This is a genomic window from Methylobacterium sp. Leaf87 (assembly GCF_001422775.1).
In the GTDB taxonomy this organism is placed as follows: Bacteria; Pseudomonadota; Alphaproteobacteria; order Rhizobiales; family Beijerinckiaceae; genus Methylobacterium.
On record NZ_LMMI01000002.1, the window covers coordinates 55,498 to 69,851 of the forward strand.

General features: G+C 70.2%; 17 protein-coding genes. 7 read left to right on the forward strand and 10 right to left on the reverse strand.

The window, feature by feature from the left end; all coding sequences use genetic code 11:
• Positions 1–75: 75 nt before the first annotated feature.
• The 5 genes from ftsH to ASF22_RS02165 all read right to left on the reverse strand — a co-directional run bounded on the left by ftsH (position 76) and on the right by ASF22_RS02165 (position 5,550).
• Entirely contained in the window at positions 76–1,998 is a 1,923-nt protein-coding gene (gene ftsH, locus ASF22_RS02145) for an ATP-dependent zinc metalloprotease FtsH (protein ID WP_056173293.1), read from the reverse strand.
• A 50-nt stretch (positions 1,999–2,048) separates the two neighbouring features.
• Positions 2,049–3,164, reverse strand: a complete 1,116-nt coding sequence (tilS, locus tag ASF22_RS02150; protein ID WP_244474183.1) for a tRNA lysidine(34) synthetase TilS — start codon at positions 3,162–3,164, stop codon at positions 2,049–2,051.
• Positions 3,161–4,138, reverse strand: coding sequence for a tol-pal system protein YbgF (gene ybgF / locus ASF22_RS02155; RefSeq protein WP_056261240.1), 978 nt, complete (start codon positions 4,136–4,138; stop codon positions 3,161–3,163). Before ybgF ends, tilS begins: the two co-directional genes overlap by 4 nt.
• 125 nt (positions 4,139–4,263) lie before the next feature.
• Positions 4,264–4,788, reverse strand: a complete 525-nt coding sequence (gene pal / locus ASF22_RS02160; RefSeq protein ID WP_056261003.1) for a peptidoglycan-associated lipoprotein Pal — start codon at positions 4,786–4,788, stop codon at positions 4,264–4,266.
• 318 nt (positions 4,789–5,106) lie between these two features.
• Positions 5,107–5,550 carry an Hpt domain-containing protein gene (locus ASF22_RS02165; protein WP_244474184.1) on the reverse strand — a complete coding sequence of 148 codons (444 nt, stop codon included), beginning with the start codon at positions 5,548–5,550 and terminating at the stop codon, positions 5,107–5,109.
• 92 nt (positions 5,551–5,642) lie between these two features.
• Between ASF22_RS02165 and ASF22_RS02170 the strand changes: the two genes are divergently transcribed.
• Positions 5,643–6,029: a response regulator gene (locus ASF22_RS02170; protein WP_056173286.1), complete on the forward strand. Its 387-nt coding sequence runs from the start codon at positions 5,643–5,645 to the stop codon at positions 6,027–6,029.
• Between the two features lie 15 nt (positions 6,030–6,044).
• Here ASF22_RS02170 and ASF22_RS02175 read toward each other — a convergent pair whose 3' ends face one another.
• Positions 6,045–6,941: a WcbI family polysaccharide biosynthesis putative acetyltransferase gene (locus tag ASF22_RS02175; RefSeq protein WP_056261004.1), complete on the reverse strand. Its 897-nt coding sequence runs from the start codon at positions 6,939–6,941 to the stop codon at positions 6,045–6,047.
• 190 nt (positions 6,942–7,131) lie between these two features.
• Here ASF22_RS02175 and ASF22_RS02180 point away from each other — a divergent pair, with 190 nt between their 5' ends.
• Positions 7,132–8,181, forward strand: a complete 1,050-nt coding sequence (locus tag ASF22_RS02180; RefSeq protein WP_056261007.1) for a GSCFA domain-containing protein — start codon at positions 7,132–7,134, stop codon at positions 8,179–8,181.
• A gap of 13 nt (positions 8,182–8,194) precedes the next feature.
• Here the strand turns inward: ASF22_RS02180 and hemC are convergent, their stop codons facing one another.
• Entirely contained in the window at positions 8,195–9,130 is a 936-nt protein-coding gene (hemC, locus tag ASF22_RS02185; protein WP_082479229.1) for a hydroxymethylbilane synthase, read from the reverse strand.
• 249 nt (positions 9,131–9,379) lie between these two features.
• On the opposite strand from hemC, the gene ASF22_RS02190 reads away from it, so the two are divergent.
• Both ASF22_RS02190 and ASF22_RS02195 read left to right on the forward strand, forming a co-directional pair.
• Positions 9,380–9,706, forward strand: a complete 327-nt coding sequence (locus ASF22_RS02190; RefSeq protein WP_156647588.1) for a hypothetical protein — start codon at positions 9,380–9,382, stop codon at positions 9,704–9,706.
• A 147-nt stretch (positions 9,707–9,853) separates the two neighbouring features.
• On the forward strand, positions 9,854–10,222 hold the full coding sequence (locus ASF22_RS02195; RefSeq protein WP_156647589.1) for a hypothetical protein: 369 nt from the start codon (positions 9,854–9,856) through the stop codon (positions 10,220–10,222).
• Positions 10,223–10,245: 23 nt separating this feature from the next.
• Here ASF22_RS02195 and ASF22_RS02200 read toward each other — a convergent pair whose 3' ends face one another.
• Positions 10,246–10,545, reverse strand: coding sequence for an antibiotic biosynthesis monooxygenase family protein (locus ASF22_RS02200; protein WP_056173271.1), 300 nt, complete (start codon positions 10,543–10,545; stop codon positions 10,246–10,248).
• Positions 10,546–10,570: 25 nt separating this feature from the next.
• On the reverse strand, positions 10,571–11,437 hold the full coding sequence (locus tag ASF22_RS02205) for a Kdo hydroxylase family protein (protein WP_056261012.1): 867 nt from the start codon (positions 11,435–11,437) through the stop codon (positions 10,571–10,573).
• 239 nt (positions 11,438–11,676) lie between these two features.
• Here ASF22_RS02205 and ASF22_RS02210 point away from each other — a divergent pair, with 239 nt between their 5' ends.
• Positions 11,677–12,123 (forward strand): hypothetical protein, encoded by a 447-nt coding sequence (locus tag ASF22_RS02210; protein WP_056261013.1) that lies wholly within the window; start codon positions 11,677–11,679, stop codon positions 12,121–12,123.
• 90 nt (positions 12,124–12,213) lie between these two features.
• Complete coding sequence (locus ASF22_RS02215; RefSeq protein WP_056173260.1) at positions 12,214–12,513, forward strand: hypothetical protein; 300 nt, start codon at positions 12,214–12,216, stop codon at positions 12,511–12,513.
• Positions 12,514–12,582: 69 nt separating this feature from the next.
• On the opposite strand, the gene ASF22_RS02220 is transcribed toward ASF22_RS02215, so the two are convergent.
• Positions 12,583–13,056, reverse strand: a complete 474-nt coding sequence (locus tag ASF22_RS02220) for an Hsp20 family protein (protein ID WP_056261015.1) — start codon at positions 13,054–13,056, stop codon at positions 12,583–12,585.
• 242 nt (positions 13,057–13,298) lie between these two features.
• Between ASF22_RS02220 and ASF22_RS02225 the strand changes: the two genes are divergently transcribed.
• Positions 13,299–14,282 (forward strand): alpha/beta hydrolase, encoded by a 984-nt coding sequence (locus ASF22_RS02225; RefSeq protein ID WP_056261017.1) that lies wholly within the window; start codon positions 13,299–13,301, stop codon positions 14,280–14,282.
• Positions 14,283–14,354: the final 72 nt, after the last annotated feature.

Consider the following 14,354-nt stretch of genomic DNA (forward strand, 5'->3'; position numbering starts at 1 on the left):
GGTTAACGCGGCCCGGACATGCGTGAGCCCGCCGGGGGGCGGGCTCACGGGCTTATCCCAGGGGATTCGAGGCGTTCAGGCCTGGGGCTGTGGCTCCAGGCCGCCATCGGTCTCGCGCGGCCGGCCGCGACCGGCGGAGGGAACCGACGAGCCCCGGACGGTGCTTGAGGGACCATCGCCGGAATCGCGCACCGGCGGCTTGCCGGCGATGAGATTCTTGATCTCGTCGCCCGACAGGGTCTCGTATTCCAGTAGTCCCTGAGCGAGGGCTTCGAGGTCGTCCTTGTGCTCGCCGAGGATGCGGCGGGCCTCCTCCAGACCGGTCTCGACGAGGCGGCGGACCTCCGCGTCGATCTTCTGGGCGGTGGCTTCCGAGACCGTCTGCTGACGGCCCATGGACATGCCGAGGAACACTTCGTCGTTGTTCTCGCCGTACGCGACGGTGCCGAGTTCGGGGCTGAAGCCCCAGCGGGTCACCATCATGCGGGCGAGACGCGTCGCCTGCTCGATGTCGGACTGGGCGCCCGAGGTCACCTTGTCGGCGCCGAAGGTCATCTCCTCGGCGATGCGGCCGCCCATCATGATGGCGAGACGCGAGGTCATCTGCTCGAAGCTCATGGACAGCTTGTCGCGCTCGGGCAGCTGCATGACCATGCCGAGGGCCCGGCCGCGCGGGATGATCGTCGCCTTGTGGACGGGGTCGGTGGCCGGCACGTTGAAGGCGACGATGGCGTGGCCGCCCTCGTGGTAGGCGGTGAGACGCTTCTCATCCTCGGTCATGACCAGGGTGCGCCGCTCGGCGCCCATCATCACCTTGTCCTTGGCGTCCTCGAACTCGTGCATCGTGACGATGCGTTTTCCGCGACGCGCCGCCAGGAGCGCCGACTCGTTGACGAGGTTCATGAGGTCGGCGCCCGAGAAGCCCGGGGTTCCGCGCGCGATGACCTTGAGGTCGACGTCCGGTGCCAGCGGCACCTTGCGGACGTGGACGCGCAGGATGCGCTCACGGCCGACGACATCGGGATTCGGCACCATGATCTGGCGATCGAAGCGGCCCGGACGCAGGAGGGCGGGGTCGAGGACGTCGGGCCGGTTGGTGGCCGCGATGATGATCACGCCCTCGTTGGCCTCGAAGCCGTCCATCTCCACGAGGAGCTGGTTCAGGGTCTGCTCGCGCTCGTCGTTGCCGCCCCCCAAGCCGGCGCCGCGATGACGGCCCACCGCGTCGATCTCGTCGATGAAGATGATGCAGGGTGCGTTCTTCTTCGCCTGCTCGAACATGTCGCGGACGCGGCTTGCGCCGACGCCGACGAACATCTCGACGAAGTCAGAGCCCGAGATGGTGAAGAACGGCACGTTGGCCTCGCCCGCGACCGCCCGGGCGATCAGGGTCTTACCCGTGCCGGGAGGGCCGACGAGGAGAACGCCGCGCGGGATGCGGCCGCCGAGGCGCTGGAACTTCTGCGGGTCGCGCAGGAATTCCACGATCTCCTGCAGGTCCTCCTTGGCTTCCTCGACGCCGGCGACATCGTCGAAGCTCACGCGGCCCGACGCCTCGGTGAGGAGCTTGGCCTTCGACTTGCCGAAGCCCATGGCCCGGCCCGCGCCGGACTGCATCTGGCGGCTGAGGAAGATCCAGGCGCCGATGAACACGAGGATCGGCAGCCAGCTCACGAGCAACTGGATGAACCACGGCGTGTTGTCCGACGGCGGCCGCGCGGTGATCTGCACGCCCTTGCTCTGGAGCTTCGAGACCAGGCCGGGGTCGTTCGGCGCGTAGGAGGTGAAGTTGCCGCCGCCGACGTAGGAGCCGCTGACGTCCTGCCCGGAGATCACCACCGTCTGAATCTTGCCGGCATCGGCATCGTTCAAGAGCTGGCTGTAGGCGATCTCGGCGCCGCCGCCGCGATGTCCCGGATTCTGGAACAGCGTCACGAGGGCGAGCACGAGCAGGAAGATGACGACCCACAAGGCGAAATTGCGGAAGTTCGGGTTCATCGATCAATCCCTGGGGGGCATCCGGGCCCGCGACGCGAATGGGGCGGATATCAGTCCGGACACTCCGAGCCAATGTAGGCAGCCCCGCCCCCCTTGCCAAGTAAATCGCGTACTCCTGCGGCAAGGCGGTCCCCAGCCCCGTCGCCGCCGGTCCTGGCCGGTGCCGGCGCGAGGGTGAACCCCCTCCCCCGCGTCAGGGAAACCAGCAGGCCCGCCAGGGTCCGGCGCAGGGGCGCCCGATCCCGAAGAGCCGGGCGCAGGGCGTCGAGCACGAGGGATTCGATTCGCTCCAGGCGCGGCCGTCCCGCCCCGGCCTCCGCGAGGGCCAGGGCGACGACGCGGATGAGGACCGCGTCCGGCAGGTTCGCCAGCCCCGATGCGTCGAGGCGGACCAGGGTGGGAGCATCGGCCGGACGGTGCGCCGTGACGTAGGCGGCGCGGGCGGCCTCGGTGAGAGCTGCGTCGTCGCGGGCGCACCGCGCGGCAAGTCGCGTCAGGCGGGCGTCGCTCAAGCCCGCCTGGGCGAGGTCCGGCAGGAGGCGGCGCAGCCGGGCGCGGGCGAAGCGGGGATCGGCGTTCGACGCATCCTGGATGGGGGTGAGGCCATGGGCGATGCAATACGCCACGAGGCCGGCTTTCGGCAGGTCGAGGAACGGTCGTCCGAGGCGGACCCGACCGACGAGGGGACGCACGGCCCGCATGCCGGCGAGACCCGCCGGGCCGCTCCCGGCCAGCAGGCGCATCAGCACGGTCTCGGCCTGGTCGTCGCGGGTGTGTCCGGTGAGCACCCAATCGAGACCGAGCCGTTGCGCGTGGGCGCCCAGCAAGGCGTAGCGCGCCCCGCGCGCCGCCGCCTGGAGGCCGTGGGCCGGCTTCGGGCCGGTCCAGGCGAGGATGCGGTGCGGCAGTCCGAAGTCCCGCGCCAGGGTGGCGACGCCCTCCGCCTCGACGGCCGAGGCGGACCGCAACCCGTGATCGACGGTGGCGACGTGGAGCGGGATCGTGGGACCGACCCGCTCGAGGGCCTGCTTGGCGGCCTGCATCAGGGCCGTCGAATCGGGACCGCCCGAAACGGCGAGCAGCACGCCGCCATGCGGGATCGCGGGCGCGACGTAGGGAGCGAGCGCCGCCTCGATGGCGGCAGGGTCGAAGTCCGGCGCGGTCACGCCGCGCAGCGGGCGCGCTTCTGCTCGCGGGCCACACCCTGCCGCACGGAGGGGGCGGCACCGGGGAACTTGCGCTCGAGTTCGGCCAGCGTCGCGCAGGCCTGCTCACGGGCGCCGAGGGCGTTGAGCGAGGTCCCGAGCTTCAGCATCGCGTCCGGCGCCTGGGCCGAGCGGGCGTAATCCGTCGACACCTTCAGGAACTGCTCGGCCGCCTCGCGATTGCGATTGCGCTGGAGGTAGCTCTCTCCGAGCCAGTAGGTCGCCGCCGGCACCAGCCCGTCGCGCGGGTGGGATTGGATGAACTGGCGCAGGCCCATCTCGGCCTGCTCGTACTGCCGCTGCAGGATGTAGGCGTAGGCCGATTCGTAATCGGCGCGGGCGTCACCCGTGGCGGTGGCGGCGACGCCCGGGCGGGCCGGCGCCGCGATGGCGCCCGTGGTCGGTACACGCGACGGCGGCGTGAGATCGACGGGGCCGCCGAAGCCGGGCGGCGACAGGCCGGGCTCCTCGTCGTCGGCCTCCACCACCGTCGGCGGCACCGTGCGGGCGCGGGGCGCCTCGGCCAAAGGCGCCGCGGACATGGCGTTCGACGACATGGCGTTTGACGACATGGCGTTCGAGGGCGTCGTGGTGCCGAGCTGCATCGGTGCGCCCGGTCGGCCGGGGTTCTGGTCGGGATCGAAGGCGTCGCTGCGTTTGGCCGGCTTCTGCGGCGCCGGATTGCCGCTCGGGGATGCCGCACCGCGACCGCCCTTGGCCTCCTGCAGGCGGAACTCGACATCCTCCTGGAACTTGCGAAGCTGTTCCTTGAGCTGGCGGTTCTCGTGTTGGAGCGTCTCGATCTGCCCCGCCTGCTGGCGCGACTGGTTCTCCAGCCGGTTCAGGCGCACGACGAAATCGGACCCGTCCTGGGCCGCCGCGGGCGACAGGGCCGCGAGCGCGAGGCAGGTGACGACGAGGAGGCGACGGAGCATGGCGATCGGCACCGGTGAACGTGTCCCGCGAAGGCCATCGACTGGCCTCCCGCCCCATAACAGGTGTGCCGCATTGCGGCAAAACGCGGGCGCCCCGTTTCCGAAAGCGCCCGCCTCTCGCGTGATCAGGAACCGGCCCCGCGGTCGAGCACGGTGACAGCCCGCCGGTTCTGCGACCAGCACGAGATGTCGTTGCACACGGCGACCGGCCGCTCCTTGCCGTACGATACCGTGCGGATGCGGCCCGAGGCGATTCCGCGCGCGGCGAGGTAGTCGTTCACCGTCTGGGCGCGGCGGGCGCCGAGGGAGAAGTTGTACTCGCGGGTGCCGCGCTCGTCGGCATGGCCTTCGACGAGGAAGGTGTAGCGCGGGTAGCGCTGGAGCCAGGCCGCCTGTTTGTCGAGGGTGGCCGTCGCCGTGGACGTCAGGTCCGTCGAATCGGATTCGAAGAACACCCGGTCGCCGATGTTGACCACGAAGTCCTGGGCGCTGCCGGGCGTGCCCGCCCCGGCCCCGTAGGCCCCACCCGCGCCGGCGCCGAAGCCAGAGGCGTCGGCGAGATCCTTGTCGTTGCTGCAGGCGGCGACGCTGAGCGCGGCGCAGAGCGCCGTCGCGAGGCTGAACACGCGGGAGCGCGCGATCGTGGTCATGGTCCTGTTCTCCTCGAACGGCGCCGGCGCGCGGCGCGGCCCGATATCCGGGGCTGGTGCGGTGTCTTCAGCCCCGTTGTCTAAGCCGGGCAGGTTAAGCGAAGGTTCCGTCAACCTTGACGGAGCGTTTCCACCATCGATTCGCGGCAGATGACGTGCGAGCCCGCACGCCGATGCCGATGGGACTATCGTCATCCGACAATACGGCGGCGTCGGGACGGTTCGACCGAGCCCGATCTTTCGCGCAGTCGTGTCGCTTCACCGCAACGGTCGGCCTCGCGGCCGTGCGATCGCCCGGTCCGGATCTGCCGCGTTCGGTCAGGCGGCGCAGGCCGCCAACGGGGTCTCGGGCCGCGCGCCGGCTTCCATCGCGCAGATGGCCGCAATCGCCCCTTCAGCCGCGGCGCGGGCCGCCTTCAGAGGGGTGGCCAGATCGGCTCCAAGGAGGCAGGCCTGCTCCATCTCCAGGCAGCACCGCGACAGGTCGAAGAACCCGAGCGAACCGCTGACCGAGAGCAGCGTGTGAGCATCGTGGCGCAGGGCCAGGCGGTCGGTATCGGGCCAGCCAAGCCGCTGCGAGATCTCGATCCTGAGATGACCCAGGAGGTCCATCAGCCGCGCCTGGCCGAACACTCCTTCGAGCTCGGCCAGGGTCGCCGGATCGTAGACCGGCACCACGCCGGCGACCCGCGACGCGATGCCCGCTGCGAACGGAACATCGAGGGCCTGCGTGCTGTCGATCGGAGGCGCGGATGCGGGCACGGTCAAGCCACCGCTGGAGTTGAAAGAGGCTTAACCATTATCAGGATAGACGCGTCGTTGCAAAGAGTTGGGGCGAAGAGTTGGGACGGGTGATGGATTCCCACTGCCGGGTTCTGATCGTCGAGGATAACTACCTGCTGCTCGACATGCTCAGCCGTGTCTTCGATCAGGGTGGCCTGAGCGTCGTCGCGGTATCGAGCGGCGAAGCGGCGCTGACATCCATCCGCGAGACCGGCCCGACCATCGACTGGCTGTTCACCGACATCAACCTGCCCGGCCTCGTCGACGGCTGGAGCGTGGCCGACGCGTTCCGGGCGCTGCATCCCCGCCGTCCCGTGGTCTATGCCTCCAGCGGCACGTATCCGCGCAATCGCGCCGTCAGCGACAGCCTGTTCGTCGCCAAGCCGTTCCGGATGCAGCCCATCGCCGAACTCGCCCGGGGCATCGCCGCCGCATCGGGTCTGCGCGCCGCCGGATAGCCCGGGGCCGGGGATTCAGGTGAACAGAGCCCGCACCGCCGGGTCTGCCCGCCAGGCCGCGACGCGCGGACATACGAGGCGGTCCGCCGGATGCCGGGCGTAGGCGGAAAAGCTGCCGGCGACGAAGGCGGAGCGATCGAACAGAATCGGGGCCGCGCCCCATTTCCGCTCCCTGGGCTTGTAGTGCGTGGTTCCCGGGAGGCCGTAGCGCCGCGCGATCTCCGGATAGAGCGGCCAGACCGCATCCGACACGAGGTCGTCGGCGAGATAGTCCTCCGCCGCGACGGACAGGGGCGCGAGACCCGCCTCGCGGGCGAGGCGGTGGGCGATGTCGGCGAGCACGAACAGCTTCGGATGGTTGAGGACGTGCATGAAGCAGCCCCGCCGCGACCAGCGCGCGAGTTCCGCGTCCAGGGGAAACGCGAGGTCGCGCGCGCTGCCGAGGAGGTAGGTGCTGGCGTGGTCCCAGGCGTCGTAGTAGCCGAGCCGCGCGTAGACGTCGTCGCGGAACAGGCGGACGGTCTCCGCCACGGTGCGCCCTTCGAGGTACGCGCAGAGGGCGATGGCCGAGTGATACGGCCCCATGGGCGAACGCACGAGGTGGGTCGCCGACAGCGCGCCGACATCGCCGACATGGACCATGTCCGGGTGGAAGGCCGGAAACAGGATCGTGGGGAACAGGCGTAGGCGTGCATCCCCCTGTGCCAGGGCGTGAACGTTGCCGCCCGTGACGAAGCCCTCCGGGAAGAACTGAGAGAACACGTGGTCGAAGGGCGCGAGGTGGTCGCGCAGGTGCGTCAGGGTCGCATGGTCCCGCCGCAGGGTCGCCAGGGGGACGAGGCTGACGCGGGCCTCGGGCAGGAGCAGGCTGAGGGCGCGTGCGATGCCGTCGGCCTGGCAATTGCCCAGCACGGCGATACGGCGACCCGTTCGGTCCGGCTCTCCCGAAGCGACGGCCCGGCGCCATGGTCCCGCCCAGGATGGCGACCAAGAGCAGACGCGAGATCTGAACGATGAGACGGATCGCGCGAGGGTCTCGACCCGTGCGACGGCCCGGTGCGGCCAGCCTGTGAGCGAACGGATGAGAGGTGCCGCCGTGGTGATGAACCCTTACGCCGATCTACCGGCCGAGCGATTCTGGCGCAAGGCCGTGGCCGGAGTGCCGCCCTTCGCCCTGACGCCGGGGCCGAGCGGGGTGTTTCTCATCCCGCCGGGGGCCCGGGTCGCCACCGCGGGAAGCTGCTTCGCGCAGCACGTGGCGCGGGCGCTCACGGAGGCCGGCTTGGGCCGCTACCTCGCCGAGCCGGCGCCCCCCGGCCTGTCCGAGGCGGAGGCGGAGGCGCGCCAGTACGGCACCTATTGCGCCCGCACCGGCAACGTCTACACCGCGCGCCAACTGCTCCAGCTCTTCGACCGGGCCTACGGCACCTATCGCCCCGAGGTGACCGCGTGGACCCGGCCGGACGGACGCCTCGTCGATCCGTTCCGCCCCGCCGTCGAGCCCGATGGCTTCGCGGACGAAGTGGCCCTCCTGGCGTCGCGCGAAACGCACCTCGCGGCCGTGCGAACCATGTTCGCGGACCTCGACGTGTTCGTGTTCACCCTCGGGCTGACGGAGGGCTGGGAGCATCGCGCCGACGGGGCGGCCCTGCCCGTGGCGCCGGGCGTGATCGGCGACGCCTTCGATCCGGCGCGCTACGCCTTCGTCAACGCCCGTGCGGGCGCCGTGCGGGACGACATGCTGGCGTTCCTCGACCGGCTGTTCGCGGTGAATCCGGGCGCCCGGGTGATCCTCACGGTCTCGCCGGTGCCGCTTATCGCGTCCTACGCCGACCGGCACGTGCTCGTGTCCAACGCCTACAGCAAGGCGGCCCTGCGAGTGGCGGCGGAGGAGGTGGTCGAGGCCGCGCCGCGCGCGGTGTATTTCCCCGCCTACGAGATCGTCACCAGCACGGCCAATGCCGGCCGGTACTACGCCGAGGATCTGCGCTCGGTGACGCCCGAGGCCGTCGCCCACGTCATGCGGGTGTTCCTCGGCGCCTTCACGGATGCGGCGCCTGTGGCCCGGGTGCCCCACCCGCTCGGCCTCGAATACGCCCGCGCGGCCGGCGTGATCTGCGACGAGGAAGCCATCGAACGCAGCCTCGCCTGAGGCCGTCCGGCCCCTACTGCAGGTGCTTGAAATAGGTGTCGCCGGCCGCGCGCTTCAGTTCGGCGCCGGCCTCGGCGCCTATACGGGCGGCATCGGCGACGGAGCCCGCGCGCTGGACCGCCCAGTGCGCGCTGCCGTCGGGCAGGAACAGCAGGCCGTCGAGGGACAGGCTGTCGCCGTCGATGCGAGCCAGCGCCGCGATGGGGGTGCGGCACGAGCCGTCGAGTTCGGCGAGCAGGCCGCGCTCGGCGGCGAGTTCGGCCGTCGCCCGTGCGCTGACGAGGGGGGCGAGGAGGGCCCGCACGTCGGAATCATCCGCGCGGCACTCGATGCCGAGCGCGCCCTGCGCCACCGCCGGCAGCATCTCCTCGACGGCGAGCACGGAGCGGGCCATGTCGGCCATGCCGAGGCGCTCCAGCCCACACAGGGCCAGGAGGGTGGCGTCGCAAGTGCCCTCCTCCAGCTTGCGCATCCGGGTGTTGGCGTTGCCGCGTAGGGGGACGATGCGGAGATCCGGCCGCCGCATGAGCACCTGGGCGGCCCGGCGCAGGGACGAGGTGCCGATGCGGGCGCCGGACGGCAGGTCGGCGAAGCCGGATGCGCGCGGCGACAGGAACGCGTCGCGCGGGTCGTCGCGCTCGAGGATGCAGGCGATCACGAGCCCTTCGGGCAGCCAGGTCTCCACATCCTTCATGGAATGCACGGCGACGTCGACCACGTCGGCGAACAGCGCCTGTTCGAGTTCTTTGGTGAACAGCCCCTTGCCGCCGATCTCCGAGAGCGGCCGGTCCAGGATGCGATCGGCCACGGTGTTGACCACCACGATCTCGGTCTCGAGCCCCGGATTGGCGGCCACGATCTTGTCCCGCACCATCCCGGTCTGAGCGAGGGCCATAGGGCTGCCGCGCGTGCCGATGCGGAGGGGGCGCTGGGTCTTGGGCGAAGTCATCGGCGCGGATCGCTCCGGGTGGGTGTCCTGACACCGTGGTACGCAGTCCGCACGGCCCTGTCACCGGGCATCCGGGGGCCGCACGGCGCATGCGAAGCGGGTTTCGCACAAGCGGCCCCGGTTCCGCCTCGAACCCCGCTGGGGCGCGCGTGAGCAGGTCCGCTCGCGACGAGTCGATCGGTTGCGTTATCGCAAACTTAGCGATTCATGACGCCTCCTGGTTGCAAAGCTTGGCGGGGATGCGGCCGGATGAGAGTGAGCAAGCTGGAGCGCTACTATCAGGCCGAGTTCGGCCCGCGCGACGATCCCGGCGCGCCGGAGCCGGCGCCCGTGCGATCCCGCGCGCCCGAGCGGATGCGCGGTCGCCGCCGCGGGCCCGGCCCGGTCAAGCTCGTGCTGCTCCTCGGCGGGGTCGGCTTCCTCGGGGCGTCCCTGCTGATGCCCTGCGGCTCCGGCGCCAGGCCGGTTTTCCTGCCGCAGGGCCTCGTCGCCGCCGTCTGTGCCCGACAGGCGGTCATGGGCCACATCCGCGGACTGGACGATCGTTTCCGCTCCATCGCCGGCGCCCTGCGCTAGGGCTGCGCCCGACCACATTGGGTCGGGACACATGGTTAGGTCTTTGTTTTGCTGCGTTCTTTTCTACCGAACCGGTATCGGATCCGGCGGTGAGCGCTCCTGGGCCGTTCCGGCCGCTTGCCCGAATTCCATCGCGAGATCCCAGCCATGACACCCACGTCCGACGCCTCACGCCCACCCGGGCTCGCCGACCCGGCCCCGTTGCGACGCACCGACCGCGACGGAGCCGCGGCCTTCGCCGCGGAGCGCCGGCGCCTGCGGGAGGCGCACGCGACGGAGCCGAAACGGGGCGGGATCGGCTGGAAGTTCGGCCTCGCCGTCGATCTCGCCCTGCTGTCCCTGCCGATTCCGGCGGTGATCGTGGTGCCCCCGCTCCTCGAATGCCGGCACCGGTCGGTCCATGTCGGCTTCTTCGCGGGCGATTCGTTCGAGGCCTGCGCCAGGCGCCGGATCGCCGCCCGCTGGAACCACCTCGATGCGCGCATCAAGATGATCGTCCGCAACTCCGGGCAGTGAGGTCTCGCGTCAGCGGTCTCGCGTCAGAAGGCCTGAAGCGTCAGTTCCGTGTGCTCAACGCTCGGCGGCGCCTCGAAGAACGGCGAGACCATGGCGCGGTAATCCTGCCAGGCCTGGGAGCCGGTGAAATCCTTGGTGTGGTTCTCCAGGGTGTCCCACTCGATGAGGAGGCGATAGCGCTGCGGCTTCTCGATGGAGCGGCGCACGGCGAAGCTGCGGCAGCCCTTGGCGTCGCGAAAAATCTCGGCGGCCCGGGCGATGCCGGCCTCGAAGTCGGATTCCGTGCCGGGCTTGAGGTCGATCTGCGCGATTTCGAGGATCATGGCGGGTCCTTTGTTCGGGGAGGGGTCAGCGCAGGGGGCGGCCGAGGGTGCGGGCGAGGATGCGCTGCGGGCTGCGCTCGGGGTCGGCCTGGTCGGCGACCCGGAGGTAGGCGGTCTGTTCCAGCATGTAGCGGCCGCCCATTGCGCCGTGCATCACCAGGTCGGAGAACGTCACCCAGGTCTGGCCCGGCGCGAAGCGCACGTCGGCCTGCGGGGCATCGGCCTGATAGGCCATGTCCTGCTTCAAAGCGTCGTGCAGATGCAGCATCAGGTGGTCGTATTCCGAGCGCCGCGCCTTGGTGATCTTCAGAGCCGCGAGCAGCCGCGCCGAGAGCGGCGAATAACCCGGAAGCTTCGGCGCGAACTTCTGGGCCATCGAGGCGAAGTCTTCGCCCACCCGCCACAGGCGCGGCTGACCTTCGGGGTTGATGTTGCGGAAGATCCGAAGAATGCGCTTCTCGCCGATGGGGTTCGACGGGAACGCGTCGACGTGCAGGCGGGTGTCGTCGCGCCGCCAGCTCAGCTTGCGCTGGTCCACCTCGAACGGGCGGTAGGAGGTGCCGGCCAGGGCGATCTTGCCCGCATAGGTCGGGAGATACCGGGCGATGAGGGCGTCCGCGAAGTCGCGGTAGCGGATGAGAAGCTGGCGCAGTGCCTCCTGTTCCTCAGGGGTGCCGGCCGCGCCCCGCAGGCTCGCGGCCTCGCCCCGGATGTTCACGTTCTTCGCCTTGCCGTCGGCGAAGGGCCGTTCGACGAAGCGCTCCTCGAACGGGCTGAACGGAAAGTCGAGATCGGGGAACATCAGGACCGCCCCGCCCTCCAGGGCATCGACCAGGGATGGCGCACCGGGGGCCGAACCTTCTCGGGAGACGGAAACGATCGGGCTGATCATCGCGGGCGGCGTCCTGGGTTTCCGGCGGGTGGAGACGGGGTTTATCCGAAGGTGACGCCCGAGACCAACCCGGCCGTCGGGCGCGCGAATACCGGTGGATGACGGCTCTGGCCGGTTGTCAGGGTGCGGCAGGAGGCTCAACCATGCGGTTCCCGTTGCGCGCAACTTCACGGCGCGCGGCACGTTTGTATGGCGGTCCGAGATCCGAGCGCGGATCCGGCACCGGCAAGGAAGCCAGCATGGCGACGTTGAAGGAATTCGAGGAGTCGCTGCGCGAGCACGGGATGCTCATGGCGCTCGCCCTGCTGGAGCGCCTGCGCGAGCGTGACCGCGCCACCCGCACCATCAAGCCGGCGCGCCGCCTCACGGGGCAGAAGATGACGCCCGAACTCGCCCGCGTCATCCTCGACCTTCACGCCTCCACGGGCATGACCCAACAGGAGATCGCCTTCAAGGTCGGGGTCAACCAGGGCCGGGTCAACGAGGTGATCAAGCGCGGCAAGTGGCTCGATGACGATCCGAACGCCCCAGAGGCCATCGCCCGTGACAAGGCCAAGGCCCGCCTGCGGGCCGAGCCCGTGGCGAAACGTCCGCCAATCAAGCGCAGCGTGAAGCCTGCCGCGCGGCCGGGGGCCCCGGCGCGGCGTCCGAGCCCCCAGGGCCAGCTCATCTTCGGGGATCTCTAGGACGGCGCGGTGTCCCGCCGCAGGATCACGGGGCACGGCGAAGCGTTTTCCCATGTGCCGTGGACGGGTCCACGGCGTGAGGGATCGATCATGACGCGCATACTTCTCGCGCTGATCTGCGTCGGCGCGGTCAGCCCGGCTTTCGCACAGCGGCCGTCCACCACCACCATGAGCTGCGCCCAGGCGAAAGGCATCGTCGGGCGGGAGGGCGGCATCGTCCTTGGCACCGGCGGCCCGACCTACGACCGCTTCGTCCGAGACCGCAGCTTCTGCGAGATCACCGAGATCACGATTCCGGCTTTCGTCCCTGCGGGCGACACGCCGCGCTGTTTCGTCGGCTATCGCTGCAAGGAGCCGGGCCGCGGCGACCGCTTCGACGACGAATCCTGACGGTTCGAAATGAAAGCGCCCCGGCCCTTCGGCCGGGGCGCCCCGCTGGCTTTGAGAGCGGAGCGGCGTTTACGCCGCCTGCTGTACCGAACCCTCGATGGTCGGGGTCGCGGACGCGCGACCCGTTGCGATCTGGATCTGGCGCGGTTTCTTCGCCTCCGGGATCTCGCGGACGAGATCGATGTGGAGGAGGCCGTTCTCCAGCACCGCACCCGTCACCTGGACGTAGTCGGCGAGCTGAAAGCGGCGCTCGAAGGCGCGCGCGGCGATGCCCTGGTGCAGGAACGTAACCGGCTTGTCGGGATCGGTCGCACGCTCGCCCTTCAGCGTCAGCGCGTTCTCCTTGACCTCGATGGCGAGATCGGAGTCCGTGAACCCTGCGACCGCCACCGTGATCCGGTAGGCGTTCTCGCCGGTGCGTTCGATGTTGTAGGGCGGATAGGTCGGGGCCGGATCGGCGGCGACGTACTGGTCGAGGGCCGAGAACAGGCGGTCGAAGCCGACGGTTGAGCGATAGAGGGGAGCAAGATCGAACTGGCGCATGACATATTCTCCATAAGAAGCAACATGCTTAGATCGGGTCCGCCCGAGGGCCGGACCTGTCGCACCGCCGTAACGGCCGGTGCCTCCGTGATATTGGCGGAGTCGTTTGTCTTCGCAAGAGCCTGAAACCCGCGCGTCGCGGTGTTTTTCGCAATTTTTTCGATGTGGTGACAGGCCGGAAGGGATGGCATGGCACAAGAGGCGCACCGGTGGGGTAAGGCCTGCCGCACGAGGATCGGCCGATGCTGACGCTGGGTTCAACACCCGACAATCCTGTCCCGCCCGGCGGCGCCCTGAAGGCGGTCCGCACCGAGGACGGCGTCGAGCTGCGGGTCGCGCATTGGCGCCCCACCACCCGTCTCGTGAAGGGCACCGTGTGCCTGCTGCAGGGCCGGGCCGAGTTCATCGAGAAATACTACGAGACGGTCGGTGATCTGCGCGGACGCGGCTTCGCCGTCGTGGCGTTCGATTGGCGCGGCCAGGGCGAATCGCAGCGCCAGGTCGCCAACGCGCACAAGGGCCACGTCGCCCGGTTCGACGATTATCGACGCGACCTCAAGGCCGTCGAGGAGGCGGTCCTGCGGCCCCTGATGCCGCATCCGCATATCGGTCTCGCGCATTCCATGGGCGGCGCCGTGGCCTTTACCGGGGCCTACGAGGGCTGGCTGCCGTTCAGCCGGATCGTCACCGTGGCGCCGATGCTCGCCCTGCGCATGGTGCGCTGGCCGGCCGGCGCCTCGGCGCTCGCGCGCATCCTCCACCGCCTCGGCCTCGGCCGGCGCTACATCCCGTTCGGAACGCCGACCTCCATCGCCACGAAGCCGTTCGCCCGCAACCGCCTCTCGAGCGACCCGGTGCGCTATGCCCGCAACGCCGCGGCGGCGCGGGCCGTCGGGGCCGGGGCCGTGGGCGATCCGACCATCGCGTGGCTCGCGGGCGCCTTCCGCACCATGCGGCGCCTGCGCGACCGTCGGGTGGCCGCATCCATCGCGATCCCGGCCCTCGTCGTCGGCGCGGGGGCGGACCCTGTCTGCGAGACGCGGGCGACGGAGCGGTTCGCCCGGCTGGTGCGCGGGGCGCACATCCTGGTCCTACCCGGCGCCCGCCACGAGATCCTGTCGGAGACCGACGCGATCCGGGACGATTTCTGGGCGGCGTTCGACGCGTTCGTGCCTGGCACCGTCGTCGAGTCGACCATGACCGCCGGGGCCTACACCGATGCCTGAGACTGTTTCCGGATGATCCATTCGGAGACAGTCTCAGGCAGCCCGCGCGGCGCCTGAGCGAAGCTCAAATCC

Coding starts and splice junctions, on each gene's coding strand:
- ftsH (WP_056173293.1), bottom strand. CDS start 1,998: ATGAACCCGAACTTCCGCAATTTCGCCTTGTGGGTCGTCATCTTCCTG.
- ybgF (WP_056261240.1), bottom strand. CDS start 4,138: ATGCTCCGTCGCCTCCTCGTCGTCACCTGCCTCGCGCTCGCGGCCCTG.
- pal (WP_056261003.1), bottom strand. CDS start 4,788: ATGACCACGATCGCGCGCTCCCGCGTGTTCAGCCTCGCGACGGCGCTC.
- ASF22_RS02170 (WP_056173286.1), top strand. CDS start 5,643: ATGGATTCCCACTGCCGGGTTCTGATCGTCGAGGATAACTACCTGCTG.
- ASF22_RS02180 (WP_056261007.1), top strand. CDS start 7,132: ATGAACCCTTACGCCGATCTACCGGCCGAGCGATTCTGGCGCAAGGCC.
- hemC (WP_082479229.1), bottom strand. CDS start 9,130: ATGACTTCGCCCAAGACCCAGCGCCCCCTCCGCATCGGCACGCGCGGC.
- ASF22_RS02190 (WP_156647588.1), top strand. CDS start 9,380: ATGAGAGTGAGCAAGCTGGAGCGCTACTATCAGGCCGAGTTCGGCCCG.
- ASF22_RS02195 (WP_156647589.1), top strand. CDS start 9,854: ATGACACCCACGTCCGACGCCTCACGCCCACCCGGGCTCGCCGACCCG.
- ASF22_RS02200 (WP_056173271.1), bottom strand. CDS start 10,545: ATGATCCTCGAAATCGCGCAGATCGACCTCAAGCCCGGCACGGAATCC.
- ASF22_RS02205 (WP_056261012.1), bottom strand. CDS start 11,437: ATGATCAGCCCGATCGTTTCCGTCTCCCGAGAAGGTTCGGCCCCCGGT.
- ASF22_RS02210 (WP_056261013.1), top strand. CDS start 11,677: ATGGCGACGTTGAAGGAATTCGAGGAGTCGCTGCGCGAGCACGGGATG.
- ASF22_RS02215 (WP_056173260.1), top strand. CDS start 12,214: ATGACGCGCATACTTCTCGCGCTGATCTGCGTCGGCGCGGTCAGCCCG.
- ASF22_RS02220 (WP_056261015.1), bottom strand. CDS start 13,056: ATGCGCCAGTTCGATCTTGCTCCCCTCTATCGCTCAACCGTCGGCTTC.
- ASF22_RS02225 (WP_056261017.1), top strand. CDS start 13,299: ATGCTGACGCTGGGTTCAACACCCGACAATCCTGTCCCGCCCGGCGGC.